The following is a 17307-nucleotide window of genomic DNA, read 5'->3' on the forward strand; positions in this document are numbered from 1 at the left end:
ATGAAAATGATTAAATAATTGATTATCAATTCAAACAATTAATGAAGAAAAATATTCTAATCGTTCCGGGGGATGGAATCGGACAAGAAGTTACAGAAGTTGGGAAAAGTGTTTTGGTGAAAATTGCTGAGAAATTCGGTCACGAGTTCAGCTATGACGAAGCATTAATGGGCCACGTTGCGATTGAAGCGACTGGTAACCCGCTTCCAGATGAAACGCTTGAAAAAATGCGTAACTCGGATGCAATCCTATTCGGCGCCGTAGGCCATCCGAAATATGACAATGACCCAACTGCCAAAGTTCGTCCGGAGCAAGGCTTGCTGAAAATGCGTAAGGAGCTTGGTTTGTATGCCAATTTGCGCCCTATCAAGTTGTTTGATGAGCTTTTGAGTGCGTCTTCGATTAAGCCTGAAATTCTGAAAGGTTCGGATATTCTTTTCTTCCGTGAGCTTACGGGGGATATTTATTTTGGTGAAAAAGGTCGTAAAAACGATAACAACACTGCTTACGACATTGCGGAATACAGCAGATACGAAGTAGAACGCATTGGCCGCAAGGCATTTGAAGCTGCTCGTACGCGTGGCAAAAGATTGATGTCAGTGGATAAAGCCAACGTTTTGGAAACAAGCCGTTTGTGGAGAGAAGTGATCCAGGCGCTTGCTCCTGAGTATCCGGATGTTACGGTTGAACACCAGTTTGTGGATTCAGCGGCAATGTTGCTGATCAAAGATCCAAGACGCTTCGACGTTGTGGTAACGGCTAATTTGTTCGGAGACATTCTGACGGATGAAGCAAGCCAGATTGCAGGCTCTATGGGCATGTTGGCGTCTGCTTCTGTGGGCGATAGCACGGGCGTCTACGAGCCGATCCACGGTTCAGCGCATGACATTACTGGAAAAGGCATTGCTAATCCGTTAGCTTCTGTTCTTTCTGCTGCATTGTTGCTGGACATTTCATTTGGCTTGAAAGAAGAATCGGATGCGATTATTGCGGCGGTTGATAAACTTTTGAAAGATGGTTTCCGTACAAAAGACATTTCGGATGCTTCGACGCCTGCGCACTTGCTATTGAACACGCAATCGGCTGGTGCTGAGCTTTTGAAGAGAATCTGATTTAATAGAAGTTTTACCAAATAATATTTGTTTGAAGGAAAACTTATGTTTTATTTGCAGAACAAAATGTTGTTAGCGAAATTTCGCAACCTGATATCATGAACGCACTCGAATTGAACCTTAATCTCCTGAATTTGCTGATACCGTAAATACGGGAAAGGTTATGTTTTGATTCGTTTGAAACCCTTTCTCTAATCCGGAAAGGGTTTTATATTGTTTGAAATTTATTAAATTCGTATCCATTAAAATTTTGATACCCACCAATGAGTAATCGAGTCCAGATCTTCGACACAACTTTGCGAGACGGCGAGCAGGTTCCAGGCAGCCAATTAACGACAGAAGAAAAGGTTGTTGTAGCCAAGCAGCTCGAAAAACTCGGTGTAGACATTATTGAGGCCGGCTTTCCGGTTTCAAGCCCTGGCGATTTTAATTCTGTTGTTGAAATATCCAAAGCAGTGCGCGAGCCTATCATTTGCGCGCTTTCGCGGGCGGTGCCGGGCGACATTGATGCGGCTGCCAATGCATTGCAATACGCACGTCGCGGACGCATTCACACGGGCATCGGTTCTTCGGACATTCACATTCAGCACAAATTCAATACAACACGGGAAAAGATCCTCGAAAGAGCGATTACGGCCACGAAATACGCAAAAAGCAAGGTTGAGGACGTGGAGTTTTATTGCGAAGATGCAGGACGTGCGGATCTCGTTTTCCTTGCGCAATTGGTTGAAGCAGTGATTGGTGCTGGCGCAACAGTGGTAAACATTCCGGACACAACCGGATATTGCCTTCCGGACGAGTATGGGTCCAAAATCAAATACATCTTCGAGAACGTTTCGAACATTCATAAAGCGGTTATTTCCATTCACTGCCACAATGATTTGGGATTGGCGACTGCGAATTCTATCGCGGGCATAAGCCAGGGAGCGCGCCAGGTTGAGGTTACGATCAATGGAATTGGTGAAAGAGCTGGAAATACGTCTTTGGAAGAAGTTGTGATGGCTTTGACAGTCCACAAAGAACTTGGTTTGGAAACGGGAGTTAACACGCAATTCATTTATCCAACGAGCCAGCTGGTTTCGAAAATGATGCGCATGCCGGTTCAGGCAAATAAGGCGATTGTGGGACGGAATGCATTTGCACATTCATCCGGAATTCACCAGGATGGTTTCTTAAAACACCAGTTGACTTACGAAATCATGAACCCGCAGGATGTGGGCGTGGATAAGTCGGACATTGTTTTGACGGCCCGTAGTGGTAGACATGCTTTGAAGCACCGCCTAGAATTACTTGGATTTAGGTTGGACAAGCCAGCATTGGACGAATTATATACAAGATTCCTCGAAGTAGCCGATTTGAAGAAGGAAGTGAACGACGCAGATCTGGTAGATTTGGCCAGAACAGCGATCCCAGTGGAATAATTAGAAAATCATTAAAAAGCATAACCCATTGAATCTGAATTTGATGTTTTAAAGAATTATTTGTAACATTACATATTCAATAACATCCATCAGATTGCAAAAAGCCCTCGGTGATTCTGACTAAGGGCTTTTTTCTTGTTACAGGATAATGGTTCGGTTGCCGTGAATAAACACGCGATCATTGAAAACCAGCTTCAACGCCTTCGACAAAACGCCCTTTTCCGTATCCCTTCCCAGTGTAGCCATATCCGACGCAGTTTGCCGGTGATCCACTGACTTTACGTCTTGCGCAATGATAGGTCCTTCGTCCAGATCGTTGTTTACAAAGTGCGCCGTGGCACCGATAATTTTGACGCCGCGCTCGTAAGCCTGTCGGTAAGGATTCGCGCCGATGAACGCAGGAAGGAAGGAATGGTGAATGTTAATGATCTTGTCCGGGAATTGATTGACAAAATTTGGCGTGATGACGCGCATGTATTTGGCCAAAACCAGATATTCCGGACGGTAAATGTCCAGTGTTCTCAAAATAGCTTCTTCATGCTCTTCCCGCGTGCGGTTTTCGTGGGAAATGAAGTGAAAAGGAATGCCGAATTTGCTTACGAGCGGCTGTAATGTGTTGTAATTGCTGATCACGGCCAGAATTGTGGCATCCAGCTCGTCAAATGCGTATCTGATCAAAAGTTCGCCTAAGCAATGGTGCTCCTTAGTCACCATGAGCACAATGTCCTTTTTCTTTTTAGGATTAATGCGAAGGTTCAGGCCGGCTGGTAAATCAGATTTCAGAACGTCCATTAACTTATCAATGTCCGTCTCGCCCTCAAACTCCGTCCGCATAAAGAAATATTTGGATGGGCTTACATATTCATCGTTGCGGATAATGTTCTGATTATGAGCAAAAAGGATGCGGGTAACCTGGTAAATCAAGCCCTTGTGATCGGGGCCGTCCATTAATAGGATATGTCTTTGGATCATTCGTTTTAAACTAAATGGACTTAAAATTAGTATTTAACCCGTTTCTTTTCCAAAGGTTGCGGTAACTAATCGACTTCCAGGCCTGTTTCAATAATTGACAAAGATATTTACCAATATGGCAGAAGAACTAATAGTCCCCACAAGCACAGACAGAGCGACGGTTTACAGAGCCCTGTTTCCACAAATCGAAGCATTAGTAACAACAGAAAGTGACCTCATCGCCAATCTGGCCAATGTTGCCGCGGCATTGAAGGAAGCATTCGGCTTCTTTTGGGTTGGATTTTATATCGTAAAAGAAGGCCAATTAGTGCTCGGGCCATTTCAGGGGCCGATCGCCTGCACGCGCATTGCATTCGACAAAGGTGTCTGCGGAGCCAGTTACTCCCAGAAAAAAACATTGATAGTGCCCGACGTTGAAGAATTCCCGGGCCACATTGCCTGCAATTCCGCTTCCAAATCAGAAATCGTTTTACCCGTTTTTCACCGGAATGGAACTGTGGCCATGGTGCTGGATGTGGATAGTGATGAATTAAATGATTTCAGTGAAGTCGATGCCGAAGAATTGGGCAAGATCATGAGACTTATTGAGCGAAAACTATAATTGAGTTAAAAAGCAAAAAGCCCTGCTACGGTCTCGTAACAGGGCTTTTTGTATGGTCTTCGGCCTAGTTCAAAGAAAACATCGGCAACCTCAGTGCAACCACATTGTTGAACATGAGTTTGGAAATTTTTGGATCCATATAATCAATCAGCGGGAATTCAGACACAAGTGACATTACCTCAAACTCGCTATCTGCTCTTACCACGCACCAAAGTCTGGAGTAATCTTCCGAAAGGGCATAGGACATCAGCCGTCCCTGCTCCATCATTTCATTAATCTTTTTTCTTTGAGCAGGTATTTTCGCTGTAAAATCTTCCGACATAACAGCCGGAAGTTGAATTTCAACCATGTATTGGCTCATAGGTGATAGAAGTTAGGTGTACAGAAATACCTTAGCGTTTACTTCACTTGTAATAAAAGGATATGTATCAATGATTAGTTCCGGCATGTAATGTAGCAAACATTATCAAAAAACCTTTTTTACTTTTTCCAACCATTTCAATGTGCATCGTGTCAAACCTAATACGAATTGCCCTGATCAGAATTGTGCAATGCGTTAGCCATGAAGCAGTATTCATCTATCTTTGGGATAGCGGTGCTGATTTTTATAACAATAAACCGAACGAAGCACCCCTAAACTTCGGATGACCTTTAACGAACAGGAATTAGTGCAAGGCTGCAAGCAGCGCAACCGGTCTGCCCAAAGACAACTTTATGATGTCTTCGGGGGCAAGCTGTTTGCTATATGCCTGCGTTACACTAAAAACCGGACCGATGCGGAGGATGTTTTACAGGATGCGTTCATTAAGATTTATGAAAATATAGATTCTTTCAGAAACGATAGCCCGTTGGAGTATTGGCTCCGTTCTGTTGTAGTGAACACAGCATTAAACCATCTGAGGCAGCAGAAATATCTGAAAGACCTGGATGACATTGATTTACACCATAATGGTATTGCTGATAGGGAAGTAACATTGGGGGATTTTCAGTTGAAACAACTTTTGGAAGTTATAAAAGAGTTGCCAACCGGATGCCAGACCATATTTAACCTTTATGCCATTGAAGGTTATCAGCACAATGAAATAGCCCAAAAGCTGGGCATATCAGAAGGAACCTCAAAGTCGCAATATGCGCGGGCGAGAGGGCTCCTTCAACAAAAATTGAACAAAGAAAAAAGATTTAATGATGGATCCGTCCGAGATAAACAACTTTGAAGATCAGTGGCGAAAGGCTTTGAAAGAAGCCTCCGAGGCTCCTCCTCAATCAGTTTGGGAGGGCATAGAAGCGCGTCTCGATCAGCAGGATAAAGGAATGATACTGCCGCTTTGGTGGCAGTCATCGAAGCTATGGTATGCAGCAGCCTCCATTGTAGCACTGTTGCTGGTGGGTGGTGGGATTTGGTATTCCAATTCAAAAATGAACGGAAATAAGATCAATACTGAAATTGCTGTCAAACAAAATGCAAAAGAGGGTGTAATAACTGACAACCAGACGCCGGAAGCTGAAATAGGAGAGGCTGAAAAAAGCGCAGACGCCGAGGCAAATTCACTAGCTGAAACAAGCGCTCCAACTGAGAAGAGTCAACAAACTGAAACAAGTGCAGATGCTGGTCAAGAGCAACTGGCTGTTGTGAAAAGCAAGGAGGGAAGCTCAACGGTTATTCGTAAGCCTGCCATCAGCATTGAAAATCAGACATTAGCATTAGAAAGATCGCCAGAAAGCGCCGCTTCGACGTCATCCGAAAAACCAGCTTTTACGCACACTAAAACCCCTGCGGCTTCGGTCATAGATAACAATGCAGGCCTTGCTAATGGTGTGGCAGAGGTCGCTAATGCTCCGGCAAATGTTGCGAATACTGAGGCCGAATCCACAATGGCGCTCGCATTATTGCCGACAACGCCTTACAGCGACCTGGACATTCACATGCAGAAGCGCTATGTGTTTTTCCAGCCTGACGTTATCAAGGAAGAGCCTCTGGCGCCGGCAAAACACACCGAATATTACGCTGGGCTCAGCCTTATGCCAGCGTCTTTCAATCCTAACCTTACTGTAAAGGAAGCCCCTGTGGGCTTTTCAGGGCAATCATTATCCATGCGTAGAGCAGTTTCCGGAACGAGCGAAGCAGGTGCTTCCTATGCCGTACAAACACAAGGTGGGATGAAAATTTCCAAGCATTGGTCCCTGGAAATGGGTGTGAGTTATCTGAAAGGAAATTCGACTTATGAAGGTGGCGGCTATGTTTTGAATGCATTCAGCAACAAGTCTGCGAATGTTCTGGAAAACGCTTATGCGGGCCTGGCTTCTGGTTATGCAGGGGTAAATGGTGATAAAACTGCTGATTTTGTCAACAACGGCGCACTCTATATTGATGTAGCCAAAACAGTAAGCAACAACTATCAATATCTGCAGCTGCCCGTTCAGGCCGGGTTTACGCTTTATCCCGAGAAAAAATTTAATGCTTCTATCTTAGGCGGTATGATGGCTAATTTCTTCCTCAGCAATGAGTTGGAGTCCGCATCAGGTGAAATTATCACCACCAAGGCCAGCGACGAAATTTACAGAAGCATGAACTGGGCAGCCACAACCGGCCTGCGATTTAATTACAGGCTTTCCCCGCGCTGGAATGCAAACCTGACAGGATCTTACCAGAAATCGGTAACATCAGGTTTCCGGTCTACGCAGAGCCTGGATTCCCGGCCGTATCTGTACGGCGTTTCATGGGGAATGCGCTATTCTTTTTGAAATAAATCCAAATCAGTTCCAACCATTTTTTGATTTTGAGTTTCTAGGATAATGTAGATTAAAAACAAACTATTAGCCATGAACAAGATTCTTAAAACATTATTAATCCCAGGAATCATTGCAGGTACGATCATCAGTTGTACCAACGACAATCCGGGTCCGGATAATTTGCCGGACCCGATTTATCCGGTTCAGGTTCCATCCCGCATTTCAGCAGGGACAAATGAATTTTCATTTCAATTCCTTCACACCTTGCAGGAGACAGAGGCCTCGGACAAAAACCTGTTCGTATCACCGCTGAGCCTGCATATGGCATTGGGCATGCTGCTCAATGGAGCCGAGAAGGAAACGGCCGACGAAATACTGAAAAGCCTGCAAATGGAAGGCGTTTCGCTCTCAGATCTTAACAATGCTTACAAAACGCTGCTGAACGATCTGCCCATCGCAGATTCGAAAGTGAGCCTTGGCCTCGCAAATTCCCTTTGGTATAAAAGCGGTTTCAGTGTGCAGCCCGACTTTCAATCTGTTTTGAAAAATTCCTTTAATGCAGAGGCAACCGGTCTTCCGTTCGATAATGCAGCGAAAGACAAGATTAACCAATGGGCAAGTGATAAAACGAATGGTAAGATCAAAAAAGTAATAGATGAGATCAAGCCTGAGCACGTCATGTTCCTGCTGAACGCATTGTATTTCAAAGGAGACTGGAAATATCAGTTTGACGCCAAGAATACCAGAGAAGAAACATTTAAGCTAGAAAACGGGAGCGGTAAACCAGTTAAAATGATGTTTACCAAATCAAAATTTAAAACAACCAGCACCGAAACCTATTCGGCGGTCCAGCTTCCGTATGGAAATGGGCAGTACAATATGACATTACTCGTTCCGAAAGGGCAAAATACGGTGGATAACATGCTCACAAGCTTCAATGCAAGCGACTGGGACCGGATTCGCGGAGGAATGCCGGAAGCAAACATTGAAGTAGGCTTACCCAGATTTACATTGGAATATTCGGCTCAGCTGAAAGAAACTTTGAAAGAAATGGGTATTCAAAAAGCATTTACTACCCAGGCCGAACTGGGCAAAATAAATCCGAAAGCGAACCTGTTTGTGGATTTCGTGAAGCAAGACGCCTACTTAGGCATTGATGAAAAAGGAACAGAAGCTGCGGCAGTGACTTCGATCGGAGTGGGCATGACATCCGTTGGCCCCAACCAACAGGTGCTTTGTGATCGTCCGTTTGCATTGCTCATCAGCGAAAATACATCGAATACGATACTTTTCATGGGCAGGATCAAGAACCCGGAAAGCAAATAGCAGGGCCTTTCAGCTATTAAGATATTTAAGATAAAAAATGCCGGTAGTCCTGGCATTTTCGGGGTGCGTTATCGTCCGGAGGCCTTGCTTTCGGACGATTTTGTTTTGTATTACAACCATTTACAAAATCACCGTGTCATGCAATAAGTCAAGTTTAAATATAATTATTACTGGCCTCTATAATCTAACTGCTATGAAACCTAATCCTTTACTCTTGTTATTATTTCTTGCTGCAATGTGCTGGTCATGCAACGACCAATGCAAGGAAACGCGTATTACCAGGCGCTTCACCAATGTTACACACTCTCTTCTGGAGCTGCGAACCATGGTTAAGAACGAATCACCCAGAGCGCTGGAACGGCCAGGTAAAATGTACATTAAGGGCGATTATCTTTTTGTAAATGAGATCAAATCAGGCATTCACATCATTAATAACAAAGACAAATCGCACCCCGAATTTATAACCTTCATCCGTATACCTGGAAACGGTGATATGGCTGTTCGTGACAACATTCTGTATGCCGACAGCTTTTCGGATCTCCTCGCGATTGACATCAGCGATCCTTCGAATCCAAAAGAAATGCAACGGATTAAGAATGTCTTCAAAAACGGCCTTTTCGATGGCGGCACCTGGACATTGAACGAAACAACAGGCGCTATCAACGATCAGAATGTAGATTTTGTAACTGAAACGGTGACTGTAAATTGCGAGGAAGGTGTAAATCCGGGCTGGTGGGGCGGATGGATGAATGACTCCTTTGCTCAGTCGTCGTTTTCCGGATCATCGTCATCGGCGCCCAGTTCCGGCGGAAGCAGTGGAAAAGCAGGCTCCATGGCGCGGTTTGCACTGCATCAGAACTTCCTATACACGGTAACGCAAAACAGCCTGCATCTTTTTGATGTTGCTATTCCCTCGAAACCAAAAGATTTCTCAACCATAAACTTCGGGTGGGGGATTGAGACCATTTTCCCGCACGATAACAAGCTTTTCATCGGCTCCAACACCGGAATGTTCATTTTTGACAACAGCAATCCGGCCGAGCCAAAACAACTCTCTACATTCCAGCACGGCCGCGCGTGCGATCCGGTGGTGGTGCAGGACAACATTGCCTATGTAACGATCAGGACCGGAACATTTTGCCAGGGATCGCAGAATCAGCTGGACCTCGTAGATGTAAGCAATCCTTCCTCGCCACAGCTTATCAAAAGCTATCAAATGGAAAATCCGCACGGTTTAAGCATTGACTCGCCCACATTGTTCCTTTGCGAAGGCGAGCATGGGCTTAAAGTTTTTGATGTAAAAGATAAATTCAAGATCGACAAAAATCTGCTTGCCCACTTCAAGGATATGGATGCCTTTGATGTGATCTCATTGGGAAAAACACTACTGCTCATTGGAAAAGACGGATTTTACCAATACGATTCCAGCAATCCGAAGGATCTGCGGCTGCTTAGTAAAATTCCGGTCGGCAAAGCGATCTAAGCATTCCTCTTCAAAACGATCCCGATGAAAAAGTTAGCATTTCTAATTATGGCAAGCTCCTTGCTCATGGCGAGCAGTTTGCATGCGCAGAACCACATTCCGCTGAAATACACGAACCATACCGAATTCGGTGGCCTGTTTGGCAGGGTAAAATATGACTTTCAAGGCAACAATGGCCAGAGCCAGGTGGACAACAGGTTAAATCTGACCTTACAGACATTCAACGGAGTCATGCTAAGTAAGCGCCTGGCTGCCGGTGTGACTGTGGGGATAGATTGGTATAAAACAGCGCTGCTGAATCCTATTTCAGCAGGAGTCAGATATGATCTGACGAACCAAGGCGACGTAAAGCTATTCGCAACGGCTGATGCTGGTTACGGCTTTGCATGGTTTCAGGATGACTCCGATGGTTTCGGAACCACCGGCGGGCTCATGTTGAATCCCGGCCTGGGCCTTCGCATGGGCAAGCCGGGCGGCACGGCAGTTACATTCACAATGAGCTATAAACGGCAGGAAGCGCATATTACCAAAGTCCCTCAATGGAATCAGCTGGAACGCTGGGAAGACCGAGTTTACAACCGACTAGCGCTCAGGTTGGGAATCAGTTTCTAGACCTGTGCAGCAGTTGCTTTACTTTTTATGTCGAAAGACTCAATTTCTCTCAAAAACATCGCTTCACCACGGTGATACCAGGCGCGGAATTTCTGCGCCTGGTCCAGGTGTTTAGGTAAATAGTCGAGGATAACAGAGAGGTCAAACGATCGCGAAGTGACGCCGGCACCGGAAATGACGCCGTCCATGGCATTACACTCCTGTTCAAAATGATTGGGAACGGGAACCATCATTACCGGCTTGCCCAGATACATCGCCTCGCAAACCGATTCAAAACCCGCCGTCGTCACCAGCGCAGTGCAGCTTGCCAGCATTTGGAGGTATTTTTTGCTGTTAATGCGATGAAAAGTTAATGTTTCGTCATAAACAAATTCATCGGAAACCTCCGCATTATCCCAAAAGCAATGCAATTTCACCTCAGGATGCGACAGGTGCCATTGGATAATTTGCTTGCTAAGGCTGTGATGTGTCATGTAAACCAGGAAGAAATTCTCCTTAATTGTCTGCATCTGAACCACTTCCTTGCGTAATAATGGTGGCACAACGGTTATTTTCAGGTCATTCCTCGATTCGATCTCCCGGAACGACAACGCCAGGCGCTTAACCGCAAGCCAGGACGTAAGTTTTGAATTGAAATTGATAATCAGCTGATTAACCTTGCTGTTTTTAGGAAAAATGAATTTCGGATGGAGTAGCAAATACTGATGCGCGACGCATACCATCGGAATTTTGGACCGATACAGCACATTATACAAGCCACTGAACGTCTCGTAAAAACTAATGATCAGATCTGGCTTAATGTCCTGAATTGTGTTGTGGATCAGGCGCAGCCCGGCTAAATAGGCGCTGTGATTTTTAAGCAAGTTGTAAACAGTGGCCTTTAAATTAATCCCCTCAGCCTGGCTGTTATAAACAATGTTAGGTGCAGAGAAATGAAAAACCGGTGCAGCAACCTGTTCCTCAAAAAACGCCGGAATAACGCGTCCGGGCGATACGCCAACCATGGCCGCTGCAACTTTATGTCCGGCATGGCGCAGAATTTGGCTCATTGAAATGGCTTGTGTCAAATGTCCACGACCTTCTCCCTGAACCAAGAAAAGGATTTTCATAGGAACCGCTGGTTTTTCCCCGGAAGCAAACTTGAAAATGCAACCTGCTTATCCATGCTTGCGGGGAAGTTTTCAATGATCGTTTTATTCGCCGATTTTTTGGAAAAACTTTTCTCCTGAACTGTATGCTGATCATAATACAGCAGGCTCCAGTTTCCTTCAAAATCTTCAACCAATGCGCTTAATGTTTCGACCCAGTCGCCGGAATTCATGTACATAATGCCATCGATTTCGCGAATTGCCGGGTGATGAATGTGCCCGCAGATCACGCCATCGCAATTTCTGGAACGCGCCAGCTCAGTAAGCTTCTCTTCAAAATCGGTCATGTAGTTCACCGCCATCTTTACAGACTGCTTAATGCGCTGCGAGAGTGAATAATACGATAACCCACGCCATTCGCGATATCGGTTATAGAGCTTGTTTACCCATAAAAGAAATGTATAACCCATATCGCCCAGGTAAGCGAGCCATTTCAGGTGTGTTGTAATAGAGTCAAAAACGTCGCCGTGTGTAATGTAATATCGTTGAGAACCTGAGGTGAGAATGTAATCTTTCCGGATCTGGAAGTGCTTTCCAAGCCTCAGAGGGATGATCTGATCCAGGAAATCGTCATGATTTCCGCGGATGTAAATCACCTTGGTCTTGTTTTCCTCGATCATCTTCAGAACCCGCTTGAAAAACATGGTATGCTTCCGTTTCCAGACCCCATATTTTTTCAGTTGCCAGGCATCAATGATGTCGCCGTTCAGGATAAGCTTTTTGCAGGAATAGCTTTTCAAAAAATTAGTAACCTCTTCCGCCTTCGAACCACCTGCTCCGAGGTGTAAGTCAGAAATGATGATTGTTCTGAAGTGAGTTGTATCTCCCATATTACAAATATTCTCATTTAACATTACCTGGATGTTACTGGCAGGTTATCAGATGGTTAAGAATTTGGTTGCAAACTCTTAAAACCGGCTTGTAGAAGTATTTAGGGGTTATTTGCGGTTACATATGAAATTCAAAAGAATACTTTTTTTATATTTGATTGAATATTTTTACAATCTATGAACCGACTTCTTCTCTTATTCTGCCTGTTCAGTGTATCTGTTTACGGGCAAAAAATCTACCTTCCCCACGAAGTTGAAAAGGGCGCGGAGCCAACCGGCGGAGTGTCGTATCTGAGCCAGTTTATTGCTTCCAATGTTCGGATTCCATTTTTAAGCGGAGTGAAGGGAGTCAATGGCCGGGTTTATGTTAAAGGCATCGTCGAACCCGATGGCAGCATGTCCCAGCTCGAAATTTCAAAAGGGCTGGATTCGCTGACGAATAAAGAAGCGATCCGCATTATGAGCCTGTATAAAGCCTGGAAACCGGCAACTTTGAATGGTGAGAAAGTGCGGCAGTCTATGATTTATCCCATTGCTTTTAAAACACCCCCAAATACCAGCTTCGACAGCACTAAATTCGCGATCGTTAACTATTTCGATGACCGTTACAGAATTGCCAAAGATCCTAAAAAGTATGAATACAGGAGCATAATGCCTGTTAATGAGCAAGGTTACATCAGCAGTGATGTTATTTATGAACAATTAAAAGGTTCGAAATGGAAAGAAGTAGCCCGGGTTCCCTTTAAAAAGAAAGAGATCTGGTATCATACGAATCTCTTGAATGACGCTGTCGACTCTGTGAAGGCCTATCAGGTGATTGCCAGGGACGATAACGAGGCAAGCCACTCATCGGAAGCCACATTTCAAATGAACGGGAAGTTGCTCGCCTATACAGAATATGGTGTTGGCAATAAAGCATCATTGATCAAAAAATATGACCTTAATGGTGTAGTTAGGGACATTACGGTGGTTTCTGATAGTGCGACCCTGCATTTGTCGTGGTATGACAATGGGCAGATCCAAACGGTTACAGAAATGCCGGCCGTGAAAAACAATGAATATCAGGAGCGAATGTTTTTTAATGCCTGGAACAGGGATGGAACACAGATTGTAAAGGACGGCGACGGTTACTGGAAGTCTGTAACCAGGATCAGCGCATCTAAATTACTCACCGAGGAAGGCGCTGTTTCAAAGGGCCGGAAGAGCGGGAAATGGCATGGGAAATGGGCAGACGGGACCCTGCATTATGAGGAAACATATGATGACAAAGGAAAGCTGCAGCAAGGCACCGCTTATGAGGATGGAGCGAAACGGACTTACGACAATGCAATCGTTCAGCCGCAGTTTAAGGGAGGACTCAACAAGTTTTATAAATTTTTAGCCGAAAACATCCAATATCCCATGGATGCAGCGCAAAGACGCATTACGGGTCGCGTTTATCTTTCGTTCGTGGTTTGTGAAGACGGCAGCATGTGCGACTATAAGGTTGAAAACGGCATCGGGTTCGGGCTTGACGATGAAGCATTGCGCGTGGTGAAAAAGATGAGCGGAATGTGGGAGCCGGGCATGATGCGCGGAAAAGTGGTGAGAGTAAAATACAATTTGCCCATCAATTTTCAAATGAACTGAATCAGGAGATCTGCCACTTATCCAATTCCAAAGCCGGTCAAAAGCTTTGGAATTTTTTTGTACCAAAAAATAGTTGAATGTGATCTGGATTTGATAATATTGTGATATCACTTTACTATCATAAATATGATCATGAATGAGAAAGAATTACGATCGTCCTCAGGCTATGCGCTCTTTGGGCTCGGCCTGCTTTTAATGTTTGGTGGCGTTGGTTTGGTTGCAGCAGCCGGCTCTGTGCTTGGCGGTGGCCTGGTTTTCGGAATAGGGTTTGTTATCCTGATTGGCCTCACGGTCATTAATCCCAATGAAGCCGTTGTGACCACCTTTTTCGGAGACTATATGGGCACCATGAAACAAAGCGGCTTGCGCTGGGTTAACCCACTGTTTCGGAGGAAAAAAATCAGCCTGCGTGCCAGAAACCTCAATGGTCAGAAATTAAAGGTAAACGACAAGCTTGGTAATCCGATCGAAATCGCCGCCGTGGTGGTATGGCGCGTGGGTGACACTGCAAAGGCATCTTTTGAGGTGGACGATTATGTAAAATATGTTGAAATCCAGTCGGAAGCAGCGGTAAGGCATCTCGCAGGAGTGTATGCGTATGACACAATGGAAGATGAAGACCTGCAAATCCAGGAAGTGACATTAAGGGACGGAAGCGGAAAAATCAATGAAATGCTGGAAGCCGAGCTGACCGAACGTTTGAGCCGCGCGGGCATTGATGTCCTGGAATCACGCATTAGTCACCTTGCTTATGCCCCGGAAATTGCAGGGGCCATGTTACAGCGCCAGCAAGCGTCGGCCGTTGTGGCAGCACGCAGGCAGATTGTGAACGGAGCGGTAGGAATGGTGGATATGGCTTTGGCCATGCTTTCCGAAAAAGGGATTGTCCAGCTCGATGAAGAGCGGAAAGCGGCTATGGTAAGCAATTTGCTTGTTGTACTTTGCGGTGAAAAAGCGGCAACCCCGATCCTCAACGCGGGCACTTTGTATCCTTAATATGGCAGAAAAAAAAGCATTTGTTTTACGCGTAAATCCTGATATGCTCAAAGAACTCGAAGCTTGGGCACAGCAGGATTTTCGTAGTTTGAATGGTCAGATCGAATTTTTGCTGAGCGAGGCGTTGAAAAAACAGAAGCGCTCCAAGGCAAAAGAGTAAAAATCGGATCGTTCTGACCAAATATATTAAGTTTGTGTAACTTAGTTGTCCTACTATCTATTTACCAAAATTTTCAGATGAAGCACTTTGTCAGCACATTAATCTTAATACTGCTTACTTTTCAAATTCAAGCCCAAATTCCGGATACATTTCAATGGCTCCCCGACGGAACCGGCTATCGTGATGTTACCGAGCAGGGAATTGTAGAAACTACATTGCCGTCCCGACAAGAAAAAGTGATCGTAGCACAGGATGTACTTAAAAAAGCAGATGGGTCTCCAATGGAAATCAGGAGTTACACCATGAGCCAGTCGGGTGATAAAGTGTTGATATACACCAATTCAAAGCGCGTATGGCGTTATCAGACGCGTGGGGATTATTGGGTTTTTGATGTTGCTGGTAAAACATTGAAACAGCTCGGCAAAGGATTGCCGGCATCCTCCTTAATGTTCGCAAAATTCTCCCCGGATGGGAAAAAAGCAGGTTATGTAAGCAAGCATAATGTCTATGCGGAAGACATTCAAAGCGGTGAAATAAAACAACTTACCACCGACGGCACCGACCGCGTCATTAACGGAACATTTGACTGGGCTTACGAAGAGGAATTCGATTGCCGCGATGGTTTCCGGTGGAGCGGCGACAGCAAATCCATCGCTTACTGGCAACTGGACGCGCGCAAGATCCGCAACTTCCTGATGATCAACACCACAGATTCTATCTACTCATTTAATGTTCCTGTGGAATATCCGAAAGTGGGTGAAACGCCTTCTCCTTATAAAATTGGCGTTGTAGACATTGCAAGCGCGCAAACCAAATGGATGAACATTCCGGGCGATCCGCAAAACACTTATGTGCCTCGAATGGAGTGGTCGGGCATGCCGAATGAGCTGGTGATCCAGCAATTAAACCGCAAACAAAACGAAAGCACACTGTTATACATTAATACAACCGACGGAAGTGCAAAACCATTTTACACAGAGAAAGACGCCGCCTGGATTGACATTAAAAGCCGTTGGGAAAATGACCCGATGGGCTGGGATTGGATTAACAATGGCAAGGAGTTCCTCTGGGTTAGTGAAAAAGATGGCTGGCGCCACACCTACCGCGTAAGCCGTGATGGGAAAAAAGAGACTTTGATCACCATCGGAAACTTCGATATGATCAATCCGGTGCGCATTGATGAGAAAAACAATGTCTACTACTTCACCGCATCGCCTGATAATGCTACGCAGACATATTTGTATAAAATTTCACTGGACGGAAAAGGGAAAGCGGAGCGCATAACGCCTGCCAATCAGTCGGGAACACATAGTTATGAGATTTCTCCGGGTGGAAAATTTGCCAGACATCAGTTTTCCAATGCCAAAACCGCCCCGTTACAGGAGTGGATATCTTTGCCAAAGCACGTTTCAATCGACCCGGCAAACTCCATTGCACAATCCACCGACAAGATCAATGCTGCGAAGTTAAACATTGAGTTTTTCAAGGTAAAAACCGCGGAAGGAGTTGAAATAGACGCCTGGATGGTGAAACCAACCAACTTTGACCCGGCTAAAAAATATCCGATCGTGTTTATGGTTTATGGTGAGCCAGCTGGAAGCACCGTGAAAGACGTTTATGGAACGGGCCGCAACCGCCTTTATTCAGGAAGCATGGCCGATGATGGTTACATTTATGCTTCTGTTGACAACCGCGGAACGCCGTCGCCAAAAGGAGCTGCCTGGCGGAAAGCGATTTATAAAAACATCGGAACAATCAACATTAAGGATATCGACGGCGCCGCAACGACCATGTTCAAGCAATATGCGTTCATCGACACCAGCCGCGTTGCCGTACATGGATGGAGCGGTGGCGGCTCGTCCACATTGAATTTGTTGTTCCAATATCCGCAGCATTTCAAAACCGGCATTGCCGTGGCCGCTGTGGCCAATCAGCTGACTTACGACAACATTTATCAGGAGCGTTACATGGGCGTTCCTCAGGAGAACCGCGAAGATTTTGTCAAAGGATCGCCGATTACGCATGCCAAAAATCTGAGAGGAAACCTGCTTTACATTCATGGAACAGGAGATGATAACGTGCATTATCAAAATGCTGAAATGCTTGTCAACGAGCTCATTAAGCATGATAAAGTATTCCAATTCATGCCTTACCCTAACCGCTCGCATGGCATTTCAGAAGGCGAAGGGACATCAAAGCATTTGAGAAGCTTATTCACGGATTATCTTAAAAAGAATTGCCCTCCGGGAGCAAGATAATGTTGAACTGCAAGCCAAAAGTTTGACCA

16 protein-coding genes are annotated in these 17307 nt (G+C 45.2%); 12 read left to right on the forward strand and 4 right to left on the reverse strand.

Going from position 1 to position 17307, the window contains the following annotated elements:
- Positions 1-41 precede the first annotated feature (41 nt).
- Together leuB and NFI80_RS19105 are read left to right on the forward strand one after the other, a co-directional pair.
- Positions 42-1112, forward strand: coding sequence for a 3-isopropylmalate dehydrogenase (gene leuB / locus NFI80_RS19100; protein WP_233799143.1), 1071 nt, complete (start codon positions 42-44; stop codon positions 1110-1112).
- 263 nt (positions 1113-1375) lie between these two features.
- Entirely contained in the window at positions 1376-2533 is a 1158-nt protein-coding gene (locus NFI80_RS19105) for a 2-isopropylmalate synthase (RefSeq protein WP_235165827.1), read from the forward strand.
- A 138-nt stretch (positions 2534-2671) separates the two neighbouring features.
- On the opposite strand, the gene purU is transcribed toward NFI80_RS19105, so the two are convergent.
- Entirely contained in the window at positions 2672-3481 is an 810-nt protein-coding gene (purU, locus tag NFI80_RS19110) for a formyltetrahydrofolate deformylase (protein ID WP_233799212.1), read from the reverse strand.
- 139 nt (positions 3482-3620) lie between these two features.
- Here purU and msrC point away from each other — a divergent pair, with 139 nt between their 5' ends.
- A complete protein-coding gene (gene msrC, locus NFI80_RS19115) occupies positions 3621-4106 on the forward strand; it encodes a free L-methionine (R)-S-oxide reductase MsrC (protein WP_235160953.1) in 486 nt (161 codons plus the stop codon).
- A 64-nt stretch (positions 4107-4170) separates the two neighbouring features.
- On the opposite strand, the gene NFI80_RS19120 is transcribed toward msrC, so the two are convergent.
- Entirely contained in the window at positions 4171-4467 is a 297-nt protein-coding gene (locus tag NFI80_RS19120; RefSeq protein WP_026631951.1) for a muconolactone Delta-isomerase family protein, read from the reverse strand.
- A 283-nt stretch (positions 4468-4750) separates the two neighbouring features.
- Between NFI80_RS19120 and NFI80_RS19125 the strand changes: the two genes are divergently transcribed.
- The 5 genes from NFI80_RS19125 to NFI80_RS19145 all read left to right on the forward strand — a co-directional run bounded on the left by NFI80_RS19125 (position 4751) and on the right by NFI80_RS19145 (position 10257).
- Positions 4751-5320, forward strand: coding sequence for an RNA polymerase sigma factor (locus NFI80_RS19125; RefSeq protein WP_235160954.1), 570 nt, complete (start codon positions 4751-4753; stop codon positions 5318-5320).
- Entirely contained in the window at positions 5289-6848 is a 1560-nt protein-coding gene (locus tag NFI80_RS19130) for a hypothetical protein (protein ID WP_235165828.1), read from the forward strand. The genes NFI80_RS19125 and NFI80_RS19130 overlap by 32 nt, the downstream gene beginning before the upstream one ends.
- Positions 6849-6926: 78 nt before the next feature.
- Positions 6927-8162 (forward strand): serpin family protein, encoded by a 1236-nt coding sequence (locus NFI80_RS19135; protein ID WP_235165829.1) that lies wholly within the window; start codon positions 6927-6929, stop codon positions 8160-8162.
- A 325-nt stretch (positions 8163-8487) separates the two neighbouring features.
- Positions 8488-9645, forward strand: coding sequence for an LVIVD repeat-containing protein (locus NFI80_RS19140; RefSeq protein WP_235165830.1), 1158 nt, complete (start codon positions 8488-8490; stop codon positions 9643-9645).
- 24 nt (positions 9646-9669) lie between these two features.
- Positions 9670-10257, forward strand: coding sequence for a hypothetical protein (locus NFI80_RS19145; protein ID WP_235160958.1), 588 nt, complete (start codon positions 9670-9672; stop codon positions 10255-10257).
- Here NFI80_RS19145 and NFI80_RS19150 read toward each other — a convergent pair.
- The gene (locus NFI80_RS19150; protein WP_235165831.1) at positions 10254-11366 is read right to left on the reverse strand and encodes a glycosyltransferase family protein; all 1113 of its coding nucleotides are present in this window, start codon (positions 11364-11366) and stop codon (positions 10254-10256) included. The two genes, NFI80_RS19145 and NFI80_RS19150, sit on opposite strands and share 4 nt — an antisense overlap.
- The gene (locus tag NFI80_RS19155; RefSeq protein WP_235165832.1) at positions 11363-12235 is read right to left on the reverse strand and encodes a UDP-2,3-diacylglucosamine diphosphatase; all 873 of its coding nucleotides are present in this window, start codon (positions 12233-12235) and stop codon (positions 11363-11365) included. The genes NFI80_RS19150 and NFI80_RS19155 overlap by 4 nt, the downstream gene beginning before the upstream one ends.
- Positions 12236-12412: 177 nt before the next feature.
- Between NFI80_RS19155 and NFI80_RS19160 the strand changes: the two genes are divergently transcribed.
- The 4 genes from NFI80_RS19160 to NFI80_RS19175 all read left to right on the forward strand — a co-directional run bounded on the left by NFI80_RS19160 (position 12413) and on the right by NFI80_RS19175 (position 17278).
- The gene (locus NFI80_RS19160) at positions 12413-13864 is read left to right on the forward strand and encodes an energy transducer TonB (RefSeq protein WP_235165833.1); all 1452 of its coding nucleotides are present in this window, start codon (positions 12413-12415) and stop codon (positions 13862-13864) included.
- A 132-nt stretch (positions 13865-13996) separates the two neighbouring features.
- Positions 13997-14860: an SPFH domain-containing protein gene (locus NFI80_RS19165; protein ID WP_235165835.1), complete on the forward strand. Its 864-nt coding sequence runs from the start codon at positions 13997-13999 to the stop codon at positions 14858-14860.
- Position 14861: 1 nt separating this feature from the next.
- Positions 14862-15020, forward strand: a complete 159-nt coding sequence (locus NFI80_RS19170) for a type II toxin-antitoxin system antitoxin (protein ID WP_157486768.1) — start codon at positions 14862-14864, stop codon at positions 15018-15020.
- Positions 15021-15097: 77 nt separating this feature from the next.
- Entirely contained in the window at positions 15098-17278 is a 2181-nt protein-coding gene (locus tag NFI80_RS19175) for a S9 family peptidase (protein WP_235165837.1), read from the forward strand.
- Positions 17279-17307: the final 29 nt, after the last annotated feature.

Source organism: Dyadobacter chenhuakuii, assembly GCF_023821985.2.
Taxonomy (GTDB): Bacteria; Bacteroidota; Bacteroidia; order Cytophagales; family Spirosomataceae; genus Dyadobacter; species Dyadobacter chenhuakuii.

Coding starts and splice junctions, on each gene's coding strand:
- leuB (WP_233799143.1), top strand. CDS start 42: ATGAAGAAAAATATTCTAATCGTTCCGGGGGATGGAATCGGACAAGAA.
- NFI80_RS19105 (WP_235165827.1), top strand. CDS start 1,376: ATGAGTAATCGAGTCCAGATCTTCGACACAACTTTGCGAGACGGCGAG.
- purU (WP_233799212.1), bottom strand. CDS start 3,481: ATGGACGGCCCCGATCACAAGGGCTTGATTTACCAGGTTACCCGCATC.
- msrC (WP_235160953.1), top strand. CDS start 3,621: ATGGCAGAAGAACTAATAGTCCCCACAAGCACAGACAGAGCGACGGTT.
- NFI80_RS19120 (WP_026631951.1), bottom strand. CDS start 4,467: ATGAGCCAATACATGGTTGAAATTCAACTTCCGGCTGTTATGTCGGAA.
- NFI80_RS19125 (WP_235160954.1), top strand. CDS start 4,751: ATGACCTTTAACGAACAGGAATTAGTGCAAGGCTGCAAGCAGCGCAAC.
- NFI80_RS19130 (WP_235165828.1), top strand. CDS start 5,289: ATGATGGATCCGTCCGAGATAAACAACTTTGAAGATCAGTGGCGAAAG.
- NFI80_RS19135 (WP_235165829.1), top strand. CDS start 6,927: ATGAACAAGATTCTTAAAACATTATTAATCCCAGGAATCATTGCAGGT.
- NFI80_RS19140 (WP_235165830.1), top strand. CDS start 8,488: ATGGTTAAGAACGAATCACCCAGAGCGCTGGAACGGCCAGGTAAAATG.
- NFI80_RS19145 (WP_235160958.1), top strand. CDS start 9,670: ATGAAAAAGTTAGCATTTCTAATTATGGCAAGCTCCTTGCTCATGGCG.
- NFI80_RS19150 (WP_235165831.1), bottom strand. CDS start 11,366: ATGAAAATCCTTTTCTTGGTTCAGGGAGAAGGTCGTGGACATTTGACA.
- NFI80_RS19155 (WP_235165832.1), bottom strand. CDS start 12,235: ATGGGAGATACAACTCACTTCAGAACAATCATCATTTCTGACTTACAC.
- NFI80_RS19160 (WP_235165833.1), top strand. CDS start 12,413: ATGAACCGACTTCTTCTCTTATTCTGCCTGTTCAGTGTATCTGTTTAC.
- NFI80_RS19165 (WP_235165835.1), top strand. CDS start 13,997: ATGAATGAGAAAGAATTACGATCGTCCTCAGGCTATGCGCTCTTTGGG.
- NFI80_RS19170 (WP_157486768.1), top strand. CDS start 14,862: ATGGCAGAAAAAAAAGCATTTGTTTTACGCGTAAATCCTGATATGCTC.
- NFI80_RS19175 (WP_235165837.1), top strand. CDS start 15,098: ATGAAGCACTTTGTCAGCACATTAATCTTAATACTGCTTACTTTTCAA.